The 16,385-nt window shown below is 73.1% G+C and carries 13 protein-coding genes; 7 read left to right on the top strand and 6 right to left on the bottom strand.

Translation table 11 applies throughout. From position 1 onward, the window contains the following. Positions 1-13: 13 nt before the first annotated feature. Complete coding sequence (locus tag ACH4S8_RS25415) at positions 14-523, bottom strand: DUF3515 domain-containing protein (RefSeq protein ID WP_398397759.1); 510 nt, start codon at positions 521-523, stop codon at positions 14-16. Positions 524-543: 20 nt separating this feature from the next. After that, the gene (locus tag ACH4S8_RS25410) at positions 544-777 is read right to left on the bottom strand and encodes an Lrp/AsnC family transcriptional regulator (RefSeq protein WP_028802415.1); all 234 of its coding nucleotides are present in this window, start codon (positions 775-777) and stop codon (positions 544-546) included. A 206-nt stretch (positions 778-983) separates the two neighbouring features. Between ACH4S8_RS25410 and ACH4S8_RS25405 the strand changes: the two genes are divergently transcribed. Next, the gene (locus ACH4S8_RS25405) at positions 984-1,949 is read left to right on the top strand and encodes a thiamine-phosphate kinase (protein WP_398397756.1); all 966 of its coding nucleotides are present in this window, start codon (positions 984-986) and stop codon (positions 1,947-1,949) included. Positions 1,950-2,085: 136 nt separating this feature from the next. Here ACH4S8_RS25405 and rpmB read toward each other — a convergent pair whose 3' ends face one another. Continuing rightward, positions 2,086-2,271, bottom strand: a complete 186-nt coding sequence (gene rpmB, locus ACH4S8_RS25400; protein WP_037625034.1) for a 50S ribosomal protein L28 — start codon at positions 2,269-2,271, stop codon at positions 2,086-2,088. A 264-nt stretch (positions 2,272-2,535) separates the two neighbouring features. Here rpmB and ACH4S8_RS25395 point away from each other — a divergent pair, with 264 nt between their 5' ends. Then, the gene (locus tag ACH4S8_RS25395; RefSeq protein ID WP_398397753.1) at positions 2,536-4,536 is read left to right on the top strand and encodes a DAK2 domain-containing protein; all 2,001 of its coding nucleotides are present in this window, start codon (positions 2,536-2,538) and stop codon (positions 4,534-4,536) included. A gap of 70 nt (positions 4,537-4,606) precedes the next feature. Here the strand turns inward: ACH4S8_RS25395 and ACH4S8_RS25390 are convergent, their stop codons facing one another. Further along, positions 4,607-5,593 (bottom strand): DMT family transporter, encoded by a 987-nt coding sequence (locus ACH4S8_RS25390; RefSeq protein WP_398397751.1) that lies wholly within the window; start codon positions 5,591-5,593, stop codon positions 4,607-4,609. A 26-nt stretch (positions 5,594-5,619) separates the two neighbouring features. On the opposite strand from ACH4S8_RS25390, the gene ACH4S8_RS25385 reads away from it, so the two are divergent. Continuing rightward, positions 5,620-6,546: a LysR family transcriptional regulator gene (locus tag ACH4S8_RS25385; RefSeq protein WP_398397749.1), complete on the top strand. Its 927-nt coding sequence runs from the start codon at positions 5,620-5,622 to the stop codon at positions 6,544-6,546. Positions 6,547-6,624: 78 nt separating this feature from the next. On the opposite strand, the gene ACH4S8_RS25380 is transcribed toward ACH4S8_RS25385, so the two are convergent. Together ACH4S8_RS25380 and ACH4S8_RS25375 are read right to left on the bottom strand one after the other, a co-directional pair. Continuing rightward, a complete protein-coding gene (locus ACH4S8_RS25380; protein WP_398397747.1) occupies positions 6,625-9,735 on the bottom strand; it encodes a tetratricopeptide repeat protein in 3,111 nt (1,036 codons plus the stop codon). Further along, positions 9,732-11,570: an HSP90 family protein gene (locus ACH4S8_RS25375; RefSeq protein WP_398397745.1), complete on the bottom strand. Its 1,839-nt coding sequence runs from the start codon at positions 11,568-11,570 to the stop codon at positions 9,732-9,734. Before ACH4S8_RS25375 ends, ACH4S8_RS25380 begins: the two co-directional genes overlap by 4 nt. Before the next feature lie 166 nt (positions 11,571-11,736). Between ACH4S8_RS25375 and recG the strand changes: the two genes are divergently transcribed. The 4 genes from recG to ACH4S8_RS25355 all read left to right on the top strand — a co-directional run bounded on the left by recG (position 11,737) and on the right by ACH4S8_RS25355 (position 16,287). Continuing rightward, on the top strand, positions 11,737-13,953 hold the full coding sequence (recG, locus tag ACH4S8_RS25370) for an ATP-dependent DNA helicase RecG (RefSeq protein ID WP_398397743.1): 2,217 nt from the start codon (positions 11,737-11,739) through the stop codon (positions 13,951-13,953). Between the two features lie 67 nt (positions 13,954-14,020). Further along, the gene (rsmD, locus tag ACH4S8_RS25365) at positions 14,021-14,608 is read left to right on the top strand and encodes a 16S rRNA (guanine(966)-N(2))-methyltransferase RsmD (RefSeq protein ID WP_398397741.1); all 588 of its coding nucleotides are present in this window, start codon (positions 14,021-14,023) and stop codon (positions 14,606-14,608) included. A gap of 26 nt (positions 14,609-14,634) precedes the next feature. Beyond that, on the top strand, positions 14,635-15,114 hold the full coding sequence (gene coaD / locus ACH4S8_RS25360; RefSeq protein WP_209441301.1) for a pantetheine-phosphate adenylyltransferase: 480 nt from the start codon (positions 14,635-14,637) through the stop codon (positions 15,112-15,114). Between the two features lie 99 nt (positions 15,115-15,213). Next, a complete protein-coding gene (locus tag ACH4S8_RS25355; protein WP_398397739.1) occupies positions 15,214-16,287 on the top strand; it encodes a cell division initiation protein in 1,074 nt (357 codons plus the stop codon). Positions 16,288-16,385 lie beyond the last annotated feature (98 nt).

The following is a 16,385-nucleotide window of genomic DNA, read 5'->3' as shown; positions in this document are numbered from 1 at the left end:
CGGTACCAGCACGTCAGTCGGCGATCCCTTTGTGGATCGCCTTCTTGACGGAGGGGGCCAGGTCGATGAGCGCACCGGAGGCATCGACGCCCGCGGGCACGGTGACCTCGACGTACGCCAGACGCGACGCGGTGGTGAGGCGGGTCGTCCCGTCGTCCTGCTTCTCCATCAGCCAGTCGACGCCGTTCACTCCGCCGGCCACGGCCTTCGGGTCGTCGCCCGTCGCCACCTTCGGATCGATCATCTTCGGCGGCCGCTCGACACCGCAGCGCAGTATGATCGCCGGGCTTCCCCAGCCCGCGGTCAGCGCGGACCGGGGTTCCGGGTCCGCACGGCGGCGGCCGTCCACGGTCCGCGGCAGCACCTTGTCCAGGTTCTGGCACAACCTGGTGACCTTCGCACCCGGGCTCGGAACCGCGACGGACGCGCTGTCGTCTGCTGAGGAGCAGCCCGCGATCGCGATCAGTGTCGCGAGAGCGGGCAGCCCGAGGGAAGCGGTGTGCCGGTGACGGAAGAAGTTCACCGGCCAAGGGTAGACGGGGGCTACAGGTGCACGACCGGACAGGTCAGGGTGCGGGTGATGCCGTCCACCTGCTGGACCTTGGCCACGACCATGCGGCCGAGTTCGTCCACGGTGTCGGCCTGGGCGCGCACGATCACGTCGTACGGTCCTGTCACGTCCTCGGCCTGGATCACCCCCGGGATCTTGCTGATCGTCTCGGCGACGGTCGACGCTTTGCCGACCTCCGTCTGGATCAGGATGTACGCCTGTACCACGGAACCTCCAGGGCGGCCACGAGGATCATGTGGGGAAAAGGAACGCCACGGTATCGCGTTGCCGCTCGCCGCGGGGAGACCCGCGGTGACTGGGGCTCGCGCGCCGGGGTGGAGGGACTGCGCAAGTTGACGGTCAACTCGACCGTACCGAGTACTCAGACGGCTCGCGACCGGGCACGAGCAGCGACAGAGGGAGCACGACGATCATGAAGGGCACCGTGGGCGAGCTGGGGGAGTTCGGGCTCATCCGAGAGCTCACCTCGCGCCTCACCACCACCCCGGCGGTCCGCGTCGGACCCGGCGACGACGCCGCGGTGGTGGCAGCGCCGGACCGCAGGGTCGTGGCGAGCACCGACATCCTCCTCGAAGGGCGGCACTTCCGCCGCGACTGGTCCACGGCGTACGACGTCGGCCGCAAGGCCGCCGCGCAGAACCTCGCGGACATCGCCGCGATGGGCGCCGTGCCGACCGCGCTGCTGCTCGGCCTGGTCGTGCCCGCCGAACTCCCGGCCACCTGGCCCTCGGAGCTGATGGACGGGCTGCGCGACGAGTGCCAGGTCGCGGGCGCGGCCGTGGTCGGCGGGGATGTCGTACGGGGCGAGACCATCACCGTCGCGATCACCGCGCTCGGCGATCTGCGCAACCACGAGCCGGTCACCCGGGCCGGTGCCCAGCCCGGTGACGTCGTCGCCGTGACGGGCTGGCTGGGCTGGTCCGCGGCCGGGTTCGCGGTGCTCTCCCGGGGCTTCCGCTCGCCGCGCGCCTTCGTCGAGGCGCACCGCCGGCCCGAACCGCCGTACCACGCGGGTCCGGCCGCCGCCGGGCTCGGCGCGACCTCGATGACGGACGTCAGCGACGGGCTGATCGCCGACCTCGGGCACATCGCCGAGGCGAGCAAGGTACGCATCGACATCCGCTCCGGCGACATCGACATCCCCTCGCAGATGAACGACATCGGCCAGGCCGTCGGGGTCGACCCCATCCAGTGGGTGCTCACCGGCGGCGAGGACCACGCGATCGTCGCCACCTTCCCGCCGGACGTGAAGCTGCCCGCGCGCTGGAAGGTGATCGGCGAGGTCCTCAACCCGTCGGCCCTGCCCAGGGTGACCGTGGACGGCGCTCCCTGGACGCGCAAGGGCGGCTGGGACCACTTCGGGGACATCGAGTCCTGAGCCCCTCGGCGCCCGGGGTGCATCCCCGGGCGCCCGGGCGGCCGGCGGAAGGAACGGGGGCAGCAAAAAACCCGCCCACCGTGAGGTGGACGGGTTCAGTGCAAGCGAACCAGCAGTGGCCGCGCGCTAGCGGTTGTCAGCGCGTGACCTTGCCGGCCTTGATGCACGAGGTGCAAGCGTTCACGCGCTTCGGCGTCCCGCCCACCACGGTACGGACGCGCTGGATGTTGGGGTTCCAGCGACGCGGTGTACGGCGGTGCGAGTGCGAGATGTTGTTGCCGAAGCCCGGCCCCTTGCCGCAGACGTCGCAGTTGGCAGCCACGGGTCACTCCAAAGACTTCAGATGCACTTACGGTTGATCCCGGCATGCCGAGGATCAAGATCTAGGATCTGAGTGGCGGTGCCAGGAGGATGGCCCGATCGGATCGGGCAACTGGAGCAGCATACAACGACTGCGTCCGGAGAACGAAACTACCATGATCTGCCGGTTGCCACTCCGCCCTCCCCGGCCCCGGGACCCTCTACCGGCAGTAACCCGTTCTGGGTCTACGCTGCGTCCCACGTCCAGCAGCTCAAGGAGGCGCAGGTGCCGCAGGTGCCGCAGACATTCGATGCTCTCGCGGTGCGCACCTGGTGCGGGCTCGCGCTTCAGGCCCTGGGCCGTGCGCGCGAGGAGATCGACGCGATCAATGTCTATCCGGTCGCCGACGGGGACACCGGGACGAATCTGTATCTGACGGTGGAGTCCGCCGCGGCCGCGGTCGAGGCGGTGTTCGCGGCGTACGAGACGGTGGCCGCCCCGACGCCCGGGGCCACCGACGGCCCCGAAGGGAACGGGACCGGTGCGGCCGGAGGGATCGGGACGGCCGAGGACTCCGGGGCCGGTGGAGGAGCGGGGGCCGACGAAGACTTCCGGGCCGGGGGAGGAGCGCGGGTCGCCGAGTGCTCCGGAGCCGCCGGAGGAGCCCGGGCTCCCGGAGGGACCGGGATTCCCGGAGCGGGCGGTGTCCTGCTCGCCGATGCCGTGCGGGCGATGGCACACGGGGCCCTGATCGGGGCCCGGGGCAACTCCGGGACCATCCTCGCCCAGCTGCTGCGGGGCATGGCCCAGGTGCTCGCCGCCGACGGCGGGACCGCTCACACCGACGGCCGGGGCCTGGGCCTCGCCCTGCGCAACGCCGCCGATTCCGCGCGCGGAGCCGTCGCGCACCCCGTCGAGGGCACGGTCCTCAGCGTCGCCTCGGCAGCCGCGGTCGCCGCTTCGGCCGTCGAGGGGGACTGCGGCGCGGTCGCGCTCGCGGCCCACGAGGGCGCGCTCGCCGCGCTCGCCGCGACCACCGGACAGCTCGCCGTGCTGGAGCACGCCGGCGTGGTCGACGCGGGCGGGCGAGGACTGGTGACGGTGCTCGCGGCGCTGGTGGAGACGTTCACGGGGGAGGCGCCGAGACCGCCGGCGGCCGGTGCCGGACCGCACGAACCGGGGGAGGCCCCCGGTCCCGGTCCCACCGGTGCACCCGCTTCCGCCGGTACCTCGGACATCGTTCCGGGTGCCGCCGGTGCCGCCGTGGGGCGCGGCGGCGGGGCCGCCGGACCGGACGTGCCGGACGGCCACGGGGCCGACACGGAGGGTGCCTGCGGGGACGGGGCCGCGGAGAACGGTCATCCCGCCTTCGAGGTGATCTACCTCCTGGAAGCGCGGGACTCCGCCGTGGACCGGCTGCGGGACCGGCTCGACGCCCTCGGCGACTCCCTCGTCGTGGTCGGCGGCGACGGCCTGTGGAACGTCCATGTGCACGTGGACGACGCGGGCGCGGCCGTCGAGGCGGGCATCGAGGCCGGGCGCCCGCACCGCATCCGGATCACCCACTTCGGGCTCGGTGACGCCCACACCGGAGCCGGGGCGGGCCGTCCGCCCCGGGAGCGCGCGCAGCGGGCCGTCGTCGCCGTCGTACCCGGCGAGGGCCTGGCCGGGCTCTACGCGGAGGCGGGGGCCACCACGGTGCTCGCGCGGCCCGACGAGCCGCCCGCCAGCGGGGAGCTCGTGGAGGCCGTACGCCGGGCCCACGCCCGCGAGGTGGTGCTGCTGCCCAACGACGCCGACCTGCGGCACACCGCGGCGGCGGCCGCCGAACAGGCCCGCGCCGAGGGCGTGCGGGTCGCCCTGATCCCCACCCGGTCCGCGGTGCAGGGCATCGCCGCGCTGGCCGTCCACGAACCGGACCGCCGCTTCGACGAGGACGTCGTCGCCATGACCTCGGCGGCGGGCGCCACCCGCTACGCCGAGGTCGCCGTCGCCGAACGGCAGTCCTGGACCATGGCCGGCATCTGCCAGGCCGGGGACGTCCTCGGCCTCATCGACGGCGACGTGGCCGTCATCGGCGCCGATGTCACCGCCACGGCGGAGGCCGTCCTCGACCGCATGCTCGCGGCGGGCGGCGAGATGGTCACGCTCGTCCTCGGCGACGAGGCCCCCGAGACCATCGCCGCGCACCTGGAGTCACGGGTGCGGGAGTCGTACCTCGCGGTGGACACCGTGGTGTACCGGGGCGGGCGCCAGGGCGCGGTGCTGCTCATCGGGGTCGAGTAGCGGCCGCGGGACGCCGTCCGCGGCGCCGGGCGGACGCCCGCGGCGGCGATCCGGACCTGCGCGGCGGCGGTCAGACGCCCGCCGGAACCGCGGGCTGCCGGCGGGTCTCCTCGGCTCCGGCCGTCCGGTGGGAGCGTTCGACGGCCTGCCCCCAGTAGGTCCCGGCGACCATGGACGCCGCTCCGAACGCGGTGAGGACCGTGAGGTGTTCGCCGCCGAGACCGATGCCGACCGCGACGGCCCACACCGGCTCGGTGCCCAGCAGCAGACTGGCCCGGCTGGCGGAACTGCGCTGCACCGCCCAGGTCTGGGCCAAAAACGCGAACACGCTGCAGAACAGGGCGAGATGGAGGAGCTGCGCCCAGCCCGTGGCGTCGAGACCGCCGAGAGCGGGCAGGGAGCCGGTGCCGACGACGGGCACCGCGAACAAGGCGGTGCCGACGACCGTCTGGACGGTCGTGACGTGCAGCGACCGCACCGGGCGACGGGCGGTGAGCCGCCCCACCAGCACCACGTGGGCGGCGCGGACCAGTGCGGCGGCGAGGATCAGCAGGTCACCCCCGCGAGGCGAGTGGAAACCGCTGCCGGACACCAGGAGAGCGACGGCCAGCAGACACAGACCGGTGGCGGCGAAGTAACGCGGCGGCAGCCCCGCGGTCCCGGACCGGCGGTCCAGCAGCGGGGTGAGCACGATGGTGAGGCTGATCAGCAGGCCCGCGTTGGCCGCGCTGGTGTGCGCGACACCGTACGTCTCCAGGACCAGGACCGCGGCCTGGGTGACCCCCAGCACCACCCCGATCCGCAGCTCGTCGCGGGTGCAGCGCCTCGTCCGGCGCCGGGCGGCGACGAGCGCGGCACAGGCGGCGGCCGAGATGCCGTACCGCGCGAACAGGACGAGCAGGACGGGGAGCGCCGAAGTGGCCGACTTGGCGGCCAGATAACTGGACCCCCAGACGGCGGCGACAAGGAGAAGCACCGCGTCGGTGCTGCGGACTCGGGACACGCCCACACGCTCCCGTACCCCGACCCTGAAGCCCAGAGCGAAGTTCTTCAGCATCTTTTAAGCATCACTACAATGAGCGCGTGAACGAACGGCAGTTGCGGATCCTGCGTGAACTCGGCGAGCTGGGAAGTGTCACCGCCGTGGCCGAGGCGCTGCTGATGACCCCCTCGGCGGTCTCGCAGCACCTGCGCCTGCTGCAGCGCTCGATCCCGGTCCCGCTCACCGAACGCGACGGACGGCGGCTGGTGCTGACGGACGCGGGGCGGGTGCTGGCCGGTGCGGCGATCGAGGTGGAGAGCGCCCTCGCCCGGGCCCGGACTTGCGTGGACGAGTTCGTCGACGAGCCGGCCCAGGACGTGTCGGTGGCCGCCTTCCACAGTGCGGCCGCCACGTTCTTCCCGGTCCTGCTGCGCGGCCGGGCCCGGACGGCCCCGCGGCTCTCGCTCGCCGACGAGGACGTGGCGCAGGACCACTTTCCCCGGCTGACCCGGGAGTACGACCTCGTCGTCGCCCACCACCTCGCGCACACGCCGCCCTGGCCGCGGACCGTCACCGCCACCACGCTGCTGAGCGAACCCCTCGACGTCGCCCTGCCGGCCGGCCACCCGCTGGCCCGCGAGGCGAGCCTGACCCCGGGCGATGCCGCGGCTCTGCCCTGGATCACCGTGCACGACGGTTTCCCGCTGATGGCCACCGTCGACGCCATCGCGACCGCGGCGAACCGGCGGCTCGACATCGTCCACCGCGTCAACGAGTTCACGGTGGTCGCGGAGATCGTCGCCGCGGGGGGCGGGGTCGCCCTGATGCCCCGCTGGACCACGCGCCCGCATCCCGCCCTGGTCCTCAGACCCCTGACCGGGGTCCACGCCGTCCGCCGCATCGACGTGCTCCACCGTCCCGAACGCGCGGCACGCAAGGCCGTACGGACGGTGCTCGACGAACTGCGCCGCGCGGCCGAGACGATCCGCACCGGCGACACCGCGGATCCCGGTCCCACCGGGCCGTAGCCGCGGCGACCCGGTGCCGAGGCGCGGGTTCCCGCGTCTCGGCACCGCTCCGCTCCAGCCGGTCGGCACCGCTCCGCCCTAGCCGGTCTTCTCCGCGAGCGTGAGCATCCTCTCGGCCTCGGCCCGCCGGGCCCCAGCGGTCTCCTCGTCCAGCCGGTCGCACACGGCGAGGACCGTGCGCGCGCGTGCCGAGGCAGCCTCGTGCCGGCCCAGGTCGGCCTCCAGCCAGCCCGCCGCCAGCTCGGCACCCGTCCGGGCACCGAGCGAGGCGTCACCGAGGGAGGCGAACACGAGGACCGCCCGGGTCATGTGTCCGAGGGCCTCCTCGAACGCGTCCCGTGCGGCGCCCTCCTCCGCGTCGTCGGGTACGGAACGGGCCACCAGGTCCCCGAACTGGCGGTGGGTGTGCCCGAGTTCGGCGACGATACGACGCCCCGCGTCCTCGTCCTCGGGACCGTCCTCGGGACCGTCACCGGTTCCGGAGCCGGGTTCCGCCGTCGCCCCGGCCTCGGGCGAGCCGTCCGGCACGCCCGGCCGCCCTGCCCCCGGCGGGACCGGGACGGCCGTCCGGCCTTCCAGCGCCGACTCGCACTCCTGGAGAGCCTCCGCCATCAGCTCCCGCGCCTCGGGCAGCCCTTCGTCCAGTCGGACCGCGCTCCACGCGCGGGCCCGGAGCGTGCGGACCAGCCCGTGGACGTCGCCCAGCTCGCGCCACAGACCGCAGGCACGGACGTACGCCTGATCCGCCTGGGCGGTCATCCCGGCGCGCCCGAGGGCCTCGGCCGCGAGGTTCGCGAGCATCGCGTGGTCGCGCTGCTCGGGCCAGTGCCGGGCGATGTCGGCGGCGCGCAGCCAGTGTTCGGCGGCCGCGCGGTGTTCGCCGAGCTCGGTCAGACAGTCGCCGAGCCACCAGCGCGTCTGCACGATCGAGCCCTCGCCGTGCATCTCGGCGGTCAGATCCGGCAGCGCCGACTCCAGGATCTCGGCGGCCTCCGCCCACCGTCCCCGGCGGATCAGGAAACCTCCGAGGTGGTGGCGCGCCCAGGCCCCGAACGTGGCGGCCTCGCCCGCCTCGTCGGCCCAGTGCGCGGCCTCCAGCGCGTGCTCCGACGCGGGTCCGAACCGCCCGGTGGCGGCGAGTGTCTCGGCGAGCCGCAGATGGAGCTGGGCATGACCGGCCGGCTCCAGATGGGACCCCCCGTGCTCCAGCGCGTCGCGCGTCGCCCGCTCCGCGGCCTCCAGGTCGCCGAGATGCGTCGCGAGCCCGGCGAGCCGGGAGTCGTACTCGACGGCGAACCACGGCAGCCCCGCCGCCACGAACCCGTCGACGGCGCGCCGCAGGAATCCGGCGGCCCCCTCGGCGTCGTCGGCGCGGGCGGCGAGCTCCCCGAGCATCGCGTACGCCTCGGCGGCCCGTGACGCGAGTCCCACGTCGTCCCCGGCATGCGGCTCCGCGACCGCCAGCAACTCCCGCGCCGCCTCCTCGGCGGTCGCCATGACATCACCTTCGGAGCTCCGGCCGGAGCCGCTGTCCGTGCCGTCTCCGGCGAGCGGCTGCCCGTTCACCGCGGCGCTCTCCAGCTCGTCCACCCGGTGCATCAGCGTCCGCGCCCGGCTCACCAGCACGGACGCCGTCTGCGAGACCCCCGTCCCGCCGTCGGCGAACAGGGCGAGCACCTGTCCGCGCAGCTCCGCGACCTCCTCCAGGGACGGTGCCGACCCGCCTGACAGGGCCCGGACGTACGCGGCGCGGGAACGGGCGGCCAGCGCCTCACCGGGGTCGCCCGCCTCGGCGTACAGCTCGGCGGCCCGCAGGAAGAGACCGGCACCCTGCGGTCCGCGGCCCATCGCCTCGTGATCGGCGATCTCCGCACGGTCGCGGACGTCCAGCTCGCGGCCCTCGGCGGCACGCGACACCGCCGCCCACGCCTCGACCGCGTCCGGGTTCCGCAACGCCGAGAGCCGCCGGGCCTCGGCGAGCAGCGCGTCCAGGCCCGCCTCGGCGGTCGCGGCCGAGGCCCGGGGCGGCGGCGCGGCCACCGGTACCGGCCGACGGGACCCGGCATGTGCCGGGCCCGCGGAGCGGACGCCCAGCGGCAGCCGGTCCACGAGCACCTGCTGGTCCATGCGCGCGCGGGCCCGCTCGCCGATGTACGGCGTGCCGTTGCGCTCGTCGAACCGCGCGGCCAGCGCGAGCGCCTCCCCGCGCGCGTGGACGGCCAGCTCCGCCGCCGTCCACCCCTGCCCCGCCGGTCCGGGAACCTGCTGTCCGCCGAGCCCGAGCGCGGTCAGCCGGTCCATGGTGAGCGCCACGACCGACATGAAGTCCAGCCGGCTGCGCGGATCCCCGGAGTCCGTGAAGTAGGCCGGGCGCTCCGCGAGCAGCTCCAGGGCGCGCGCCTCGTTGCCGGTCAGGGCACAGAACTCCACATGGTCCGCGTACGCGCCCCGCATGCTCTCCATGGACCGCACCAGCCGGAAACCCCGCAGATGATGGGCGCGCGCCTCCTCGGCGCGCCCCAGGCGCAGCAGCGGCAGCAGGGAGGACGCGAGGACGCTGTGCGGCTCATGGGCGCAGGTGTACTCGCCCTGGAGCACCGGCGCCCACAGCTCCAGCGCCTCCCGGTCCGCGCCGCGCACGGCCCGCCACCACCCCTGCCCGTGCAGCTCGCACGCGTGGCAGTCGGCCATGGAGTCACGGTCGGCGGCCATCCACGCGGCGTACGCCCGCTCGGCGCGCCCCAGGTCGCCCAGATGGGCGGCGACACTGAACTCGGCGCTGCGCACGGCCCGTTCGGAGTGACCGGCGAGACGGTAGCGCCGCTCCATCTCGCCGAGCCACTTCTCTATGGAGGCGAGCGGAACGTGCGGCTGGTCGAGCATGCCCGCCGACATCCACTTGAAGACCCAGTGCAGGGAGTGGATCTCGAACTCGTCGAAGTCCTCGGGGTGTTCGTCCCACATGCGCAGCAGACGAGAGAAGGGCACGAACATCTTGCCCTTCTCGGAACTGTAGTTGTAGACCTTCAGCTGGTGCCCGAGCGCCTCGACGACGGCCAGCGGGACGTCCAGCTTCTCGGCCTCCGCGAGCAGTTGCTCCGCGCGCGCGTTGCGGGCGGGCCCCTCGGGCTGCTCGTAGTTGTCCGCCATCGCCCGGCGCAGTGTGTCGAAGTCCATGGCCGGGCTCATCGCCGGTCGTCCTTTCCGGGGTCGGTGTGGGTGGCCCACTCCAGCAGGCCGATGAAGGCGCGGTTCAGGAGCGCCGAGTCCGCGGGCCGCAGCGGACGCTGGGCCATCAGCAGCGCCTGGCCGTACAGGGACTCCGTCGCGGTGCCGATCAGGTCCGGATCACCGAGCGAACCGATCCGGCGGATCAGCGGGTTGAGATGGTTGAGGACCAGACGCGCGCGCGGGGCGCTGCCGCGCAGCGAGCCGAGGATGCCCGCCCACAGGTCGTCGGCCTGCTCCTCGGCCTCCGCACGGGCCTGCTCGTGGCGGGCCGCCCGGTCGTCCAGATGCAGGGCGGGCACCGACAGGGGATGGAAGGAGCGCAGCACCACGTCGCAGTTCAGCGGGTCGAGCCGGGCCCGCGCGGCCGCGAGGAAGGCCGACAGCGCCAGCTCCTCGGCCGGGTCCACGGTGTCCAGGTGGGCCGTCACGGTGTCCGCGTCCAGCTCCGAGACGGCCGTACCCGGGCGCACGGCCGGCAGGGCCTCGATCAGCTCGCTGTCGTACGTGTAGCCGCCGTTGACCACCCCGACCCCCTGCGCGGAGGCGATCGGCGCGACCTGCCGGTACTCCTCCACGGTCCGCGTGAAGTGCACCACCGGGTGCCGCTGCGCGAACTCCTCCAGGGACAGCCGTCCGTCGCTCGTCTCGAAGGGCAGCCACGGCAGCATCGTGCGCAGCATCTCCGGGTCGTGCCGCGCCAGCGACTTCACGCCCAGGTGGTGCACGGACAGGAAGGCCGCGAGACGTTCCGGATCGTTCGCCGCGAGAGCGGTCAGCCAGGACCGGATGCGCTCGCCCAGCGCCTCCCGTACGGCGGAGAGCGTCTCGTCCTCGTACAGCGACTCGCGGGACGCGGTGGGCCGCAGACTGTCCGTGTCGAGGACGCAGCGCACGAAGAACGCCCAGTCGGGCAGCAGCTGTTCGGCCCGCTCGGTGAGCAGCATGCCCTTCAGGTGCACACGGTGGCTCGCGCGCTGGGCGGGACTGACCGCCGTGGGCAGGACGTAGGCCACGCCCCGGACACCGGCGAGCGGCACGTCCAGGTCGATCGAGTCCAGCGGAGTGAACCCGAACAGCTCCCGGCAGTGCCGGGCCAGGGCGACCCGCCGGCCCGAGGGGCTCGGATAGGCCCGGTCCCAGGGCGCGGGAAGGTCCGCGACCGCCTCGTCGCCGACCCGTACGTCGTACGGCAGCAGCGCCCCGAAGTCGCGTGCCAGCGAACGGACCCGCTCCGGACTCAGCCACTCGCCGGCCCCGGCCCGCGCCACCAGGTGCACCGTGGTGCCGGGCTCGGTGCGCGCCTCGTGCGGCAGGGTGCGCACGGTGTACGAGCCGTCGTCGGCCGCGGTCCATTCGACCGGTGCCGCGTCGGGCGTCCGGGCGCTGCGGCTGACCACCCGGATCCGCTCGGCGACGACGAAGCACGCCAGCAGTCCGATGCCGAACTGGCCGAGGAAGTCCGAACGCGCCGACTCCAGGCCGTCGTTCCGCTTGGAGCTGCGGCCGATGGTCGCCAGCAGACTGTGCACGTCGGACTCGGTGAGCCCGACACCGGAGTCCTCCACCCGCAGGGTCCCGCCTTCGGCGTACAGCCGCACCGCGGCCGGGGCGTCCGGCTGCTCCGCGCGCCGCGCGGTGATCGCGTCGACGGCGTTCTGCAGCAGCTCGCGCAGATAGACCCTGGGACTGGAGTAGAGGTGGTGGGAGAGGAGGTCGACCAGACCGCGCAGGTCGACCTGGAACGTATGGGGTGACGGGGAGGCCGGGGACGGCTGTGAGGTCTGGGAGTCCATCGTCGCTGCGCCGGTCGGTGGGGGGACGGGCGACCGCGCGGGGTCGGGCGGTCCCGGGGGAGGTGACCGCGAAGAGGGTCGGAGCGCGTCATCCTAGGCCCGGAACGAGCCGTCTGACCAGCGGATTTCCAGGACGTATACGGCAATGTCAGTGCCGTGGTGTGCAATGGATCTCGTGCCCGTGCTCGAAGAACCACTGAAGAAGGCGCTCGGTCCCGCCACCGCGAAGGTGATGGCCGAGCACCTCGGCCTGCACACCGTCGGCGACCTGCTGCACCACTACCCCCGCAGGTACGAGGAGCGCGGGCAGCTCACCCACCTCGCCGACCTGCCGATGGACGAGCACGTGACGGTGGTCGCCCAGGTCGCCGACGCGCGCCTGCACACCTTCGCCTCGTCCAAGGCGCCCCGCGGCAAGGGCCAGCGCCTGGAGGTCACCATCACGGACGGCAGTGGCCGCGTCCAGCTGGTCTTCTTCGGCAACGGCGTGCACAAGCCGCACAAGGACCTGCTGCCCGGCACCCGCGCGATGTTCTCCGGCAAGGTCTCCGTCTTCAACCGCCGCCTCCAGCTGGCCCACCCGGCCTACGAACTGCTGCGCGGCGAGGGCGACGAGGCCGTGGAGAGCGTCGACAGCTGGGCGGGCGCCCTCATCCCGATCTACCCGGCCACCGCCAAGCTGGAGTCCTGGAAGATCGCCAAGTCCGTGCAGACGGTGCTGCCCAGCGCCCAGCAGGCGGTCGACCCCCTCCCGGACTCGCTGCGGGACGGCCGCGGCCTGGTCACCCTCCCCGAGGCCCTCCTCAAGATCCACCGCCCGCACACGAAGGCGGACATCCACGACGCCCGCGCCCGCCTCAAGTGGGACGAGGCCTTCGTCCTCCAGGTCGCCCTGGCCCGCCGCCGCCACGCCGACACCCAGCTCCCGGCCGTCGCCCGCGTCCCCGCACCGGACGGCCTGCTCACCGCCTTCGACGCCCGGCTGCCCTTCACCCTCACCGAGGGCCAGCAGAAGGTCTCCAAGGAGATCTTCGACGGCCTCGCCACCGAACACCCGATGCACCGCCTGCTCCAGGGAGAGGTCGGATCGGGCAAGACGATGGTGGCCCTGCGGGCCATGCTCGCCGTCGTCGACGCGGGCGGGCAGGCCGCGATGCTCGCGCCCACCGAGGTGCTCGCCCAGCAGCACCACCGGTCGGTCACCGAGATGATGGGCGAGCTGGCCCAGGGCGGCATGCTCGGCGGCGCCGAGCACGCGACGAAGGTCGTGCTGCTCACCGGCTCCATGGGGGCGGCCGGCCGGCGCCAGGCGCTGCTCGACCTGGTCACCGGCGAGGCCGGGATCGTGATCGGCACCCACGCGCTCATCGAGGACAAGGTCCAGTTCCACGATCTGGGCCTGGTCGTGGTCGACGAACAGCACCGCTTCGGCGTCGAACAGCGCGACGCCCTGCGCGGCAAGGGCAAGCAGCCCCCGCACCTCCTGGTCATGACCGCCACCCCCATCCCGCGCACGGTCGCGATGACGGTCTTCGGCGACCTGGAGACCTCCGTGCTCGACCAGCTCCCCGCCGGACGCTCCCCGATCGCCAGCCATGTCGTCCCGGCCGCGGACAAGCCGCACTTCCTCGCCCGCGCGTGGGAGCGCGTGCGCGAGGAGGTGGAGAACGGCCATCAGGCGTACGTGGTCTGCCCGCGCATCGGCGACGAGGAGGACGACCCGAAGAAGGGCGCCCGGAAGAAGTCACCCGAGGACGAGGCGGAGAAGCGTCCTCCGCTGGCCGTCCTCGACGTCGCCGACCAGCTCGCCAAGGGCCCCCTGCAGGGCCTCAAGGTCGAAGTCCTGCACGGCAGGATGCACCCCGACGACAAGGACGCCGTCATGCGCCGCTTCGCCGCGGGCGAGACGCACGTCCTGGTCGCCACGACCGTGATCGAGGTCGGCGTGAACGTCCCGAACGCCACCGCCATGGTGATCATGGACGCCGACCGCTTCGGCGTCTCCCAGCTCCACCAGCTGCGCGGCCGGGTCGGCCGCGGCTCGGCGGCGGGGCTGTGCCTGCTGGTCTCCGAGATGCCCGAGGCGAGCCCGGCCCGGCAGCGCCTGAACGCGGTGGCCTCGACCCTGGACGGCTTCGAGCTCTCCCGCATCGACCTCGAACAGCGCCGCGAGGGCGACGTCCTCGGCCAGGCGCAGTCCGGTGTCCGCTCCTCGCTGCGCATGCTCGCCGTCATCGACGACGAGGAGATCATCGCGGAGGCCCGCGAGGAGGCCACCGCGGTCGTCCGGGCGGACCCGGACCTCACGGGCCTGCCCGGTCTGCGCGTCGCCCTGGACGCCCTGCTGGACGAGGAACGGGAGCAGTACCTGGACAAGGGCTGAGCGGCGACGGGCGGCCGCAGGCTGAGAGACTGGGAGGAACCGACCACCCCCAGCGCAAAGGACCCTCATGACCCGCGTGATCGCCGGCCGGGCCGGCGGACGCCGTCTGGCCGTCCCGCCGGGCACCGGCACCCGTCCCACCTCCGACCGGGCGCGCGAGGGCCTCTTCTCCACCTGGCAGTCCCTGCTCGGCGGCCCGCTGGAGGGCGAGCGCGTGCTCGACCTGTACGCCGGCTCGGGCGCCGTCGGCCTGGAGGCGCTCAGCCGCGGTGCCGGCCACACCCTGCTCGTGGAGGCGGACGCCCGCGCGGCCAAGGTCATCCGCGACAACGTGAGGACGCTGGGCCTGCCCGGCGCCGAGGTCAGAGCGGGCAAAGCGGAGCAGATCGTCAGGACGGCGGCGCCGCAGGAGCCGTACGACCTGGTCTTCCTCGACCCTCCGTACGTCGTCGCGGACGACGATCTTCGGGAGATTCTGCTCACACTCCGCACCGGGGGCTGGCTCGCGGAGGATGCGCTCGTCACCGTGGAGCGCAGCACCAGAGGCGGTGAATTCGGCTGGCCCGAGGGTTTCGAGGCCCTCAGGGCCCGTCGTTACGGCGAGGGCACCTTTTGGTACGGTCGCGCCGCCTCTACGTGCGAAGACGCACGATGACCGGACCGGAGAGCGAGGGACCACTGTTGCGCCGCGCCGTCTGTCCGGGGTCATTCGACCCCATCACCAATGGACATCTCGACATCATCGCCCGCGCCTCCGCGCTGTACGACGTCGTGCACGTCGTCGTGATGATCAATCAGTCGAAGAAGGGCCTGTTCACGGTCGACGAGCGGATCGAGCTGATCCGCGAGGTCACGGCCGAGTTCGGCAACGTCCAGGTCGAGGCCTATCACGGCCTCCTCGTCGACTACTGCAAGCAGCGGGACATCCCGGCCATCGTCAAGGGCCTGCGCGCGGTCAGCGACTTCGACTACGAACTCCAGATGGCCCAGATGAACAACGGCCTCTCGGGCGTCGAGACCCTGTTCATCCCGACCAGCCCCACCTACAGCTTCCTCTCCTCCTCCCTGGTGAAAGAAGTCGCGAACTGGGGCGGCGACATCTCCCACCTGGTGCCGCCGGTGGTCCTGGAAGCGCTCACGGAACGTCTGGGCCAGGACTGAGCGACTGACTGCCCGTCACCCGGTGTCGGGCGGTGCGGGAGTGGTCGTACAGTCGTCCCGTCCGTCTCCATCACAGCTGTAGAGAGTGGCGAGCACACGGTGGACGTACAGAAGAAGCTCGATGAGATCGTCTCGGCGGTCGGCAGCGCCCGTTCCATGCCCATGTCGGCATCGTGCGTGGTCAACCGCGCCGAACTGCTCTCGATGCTGGAGGAGGTGCGCCAGGCGCTGCCCGGCTCCCTCGCCCAGGCGCAGGAGTTGATCGGCGGCCGCGAGGAGATGGTCGAGCGGGCCCGTCAGGAGGCCGAGCGGATCATCGAGACCGCGCACGCCGAGCGCGGTTCCCTGATCTCCGACACCGAGGTCGCCCGCCGTTCGCAGAACGAGGCGGACCGCATCCTGAACGAGTCCCGCAAGGAGGCCGAGGAGATCCGCGCGGAGGCCGACGACTACGTCGACTCCCAGCTCGCCAACTTCGAGGTCGTCCTCACCAAGACCCTCGGCTCCGTCGGCCGCGGCCGCGAGAAGCTCCTCGGCACCGGTCCGGGCCTCGACGAGGACGGATACGAGGACGAGGACGCCCCCGAGCGCAGCTACGACCCGGAGACCCTGCGCCGCAACGCCGACGACTACGTCGACGCCAAGCTCGGCGCCTTCGAGGCCGTCCTCGCCAAGACCCTGGAGGCCGTCGGCCGCGGCCGGGAGAAGCTCCAGGGCCGGATCGCCAGCGACGACCTGGGCGAGCTGGGCACCTTCGGGGACGACGGAACGCCCGGGGCGCACACCAGCGACGCCGACTACCTGGCCGGCCTCGCGGAGCTGGCCGACGAGCCCGAGCGGCCCGTCCAGGCCCCGGAGCCGGCCGCCCAGCCGTCCTACGCGCAACAGGACGCGTACGCCTACCAGCAGCAGGCCGACCCGTACGGCTATCAGCAGCAGTACACCCAGCAGCAGGACGCGTACGGCTACCAGCAGGCCGATCCGTACGCCGCCTACCAGCAGCAGGGCTACGACCAGCAGGGGTACGACCAGAGCCGGCAGGTCTACGCCCAGCAGCAGGCCCATGCCATGGACCAGCAGAACCACGCCCTCGACGAGGCCAGCCTCTTCGACACCAGCATGATCAGCGCGGACCAGCTCAGGGCGTACGAGCAGGGGCGCGGCGGCCACTGACCGCGCGGTCGGAAGAGGCTCGCGCCGTCGCCAGGGGCGGCGGCGCGCACCGGATTGGGCCGAGAGCGAAAGGTCCAGTATCCTGGCTCTTCGGTCGC

Origin of the sequence: Streptomyces sp. NPDC021080 (assembly GCF_044333225.1) — a bacterium.
Classification (GTDB): domain Bacteria; phylum Actinomycetota; class Actinomycetes; order Streptomycetales; family Streptomycetaceae; genus Streptomyces.
This window is presented reverse-complemented; position numbering and strand designations above follow the sequence as displayed.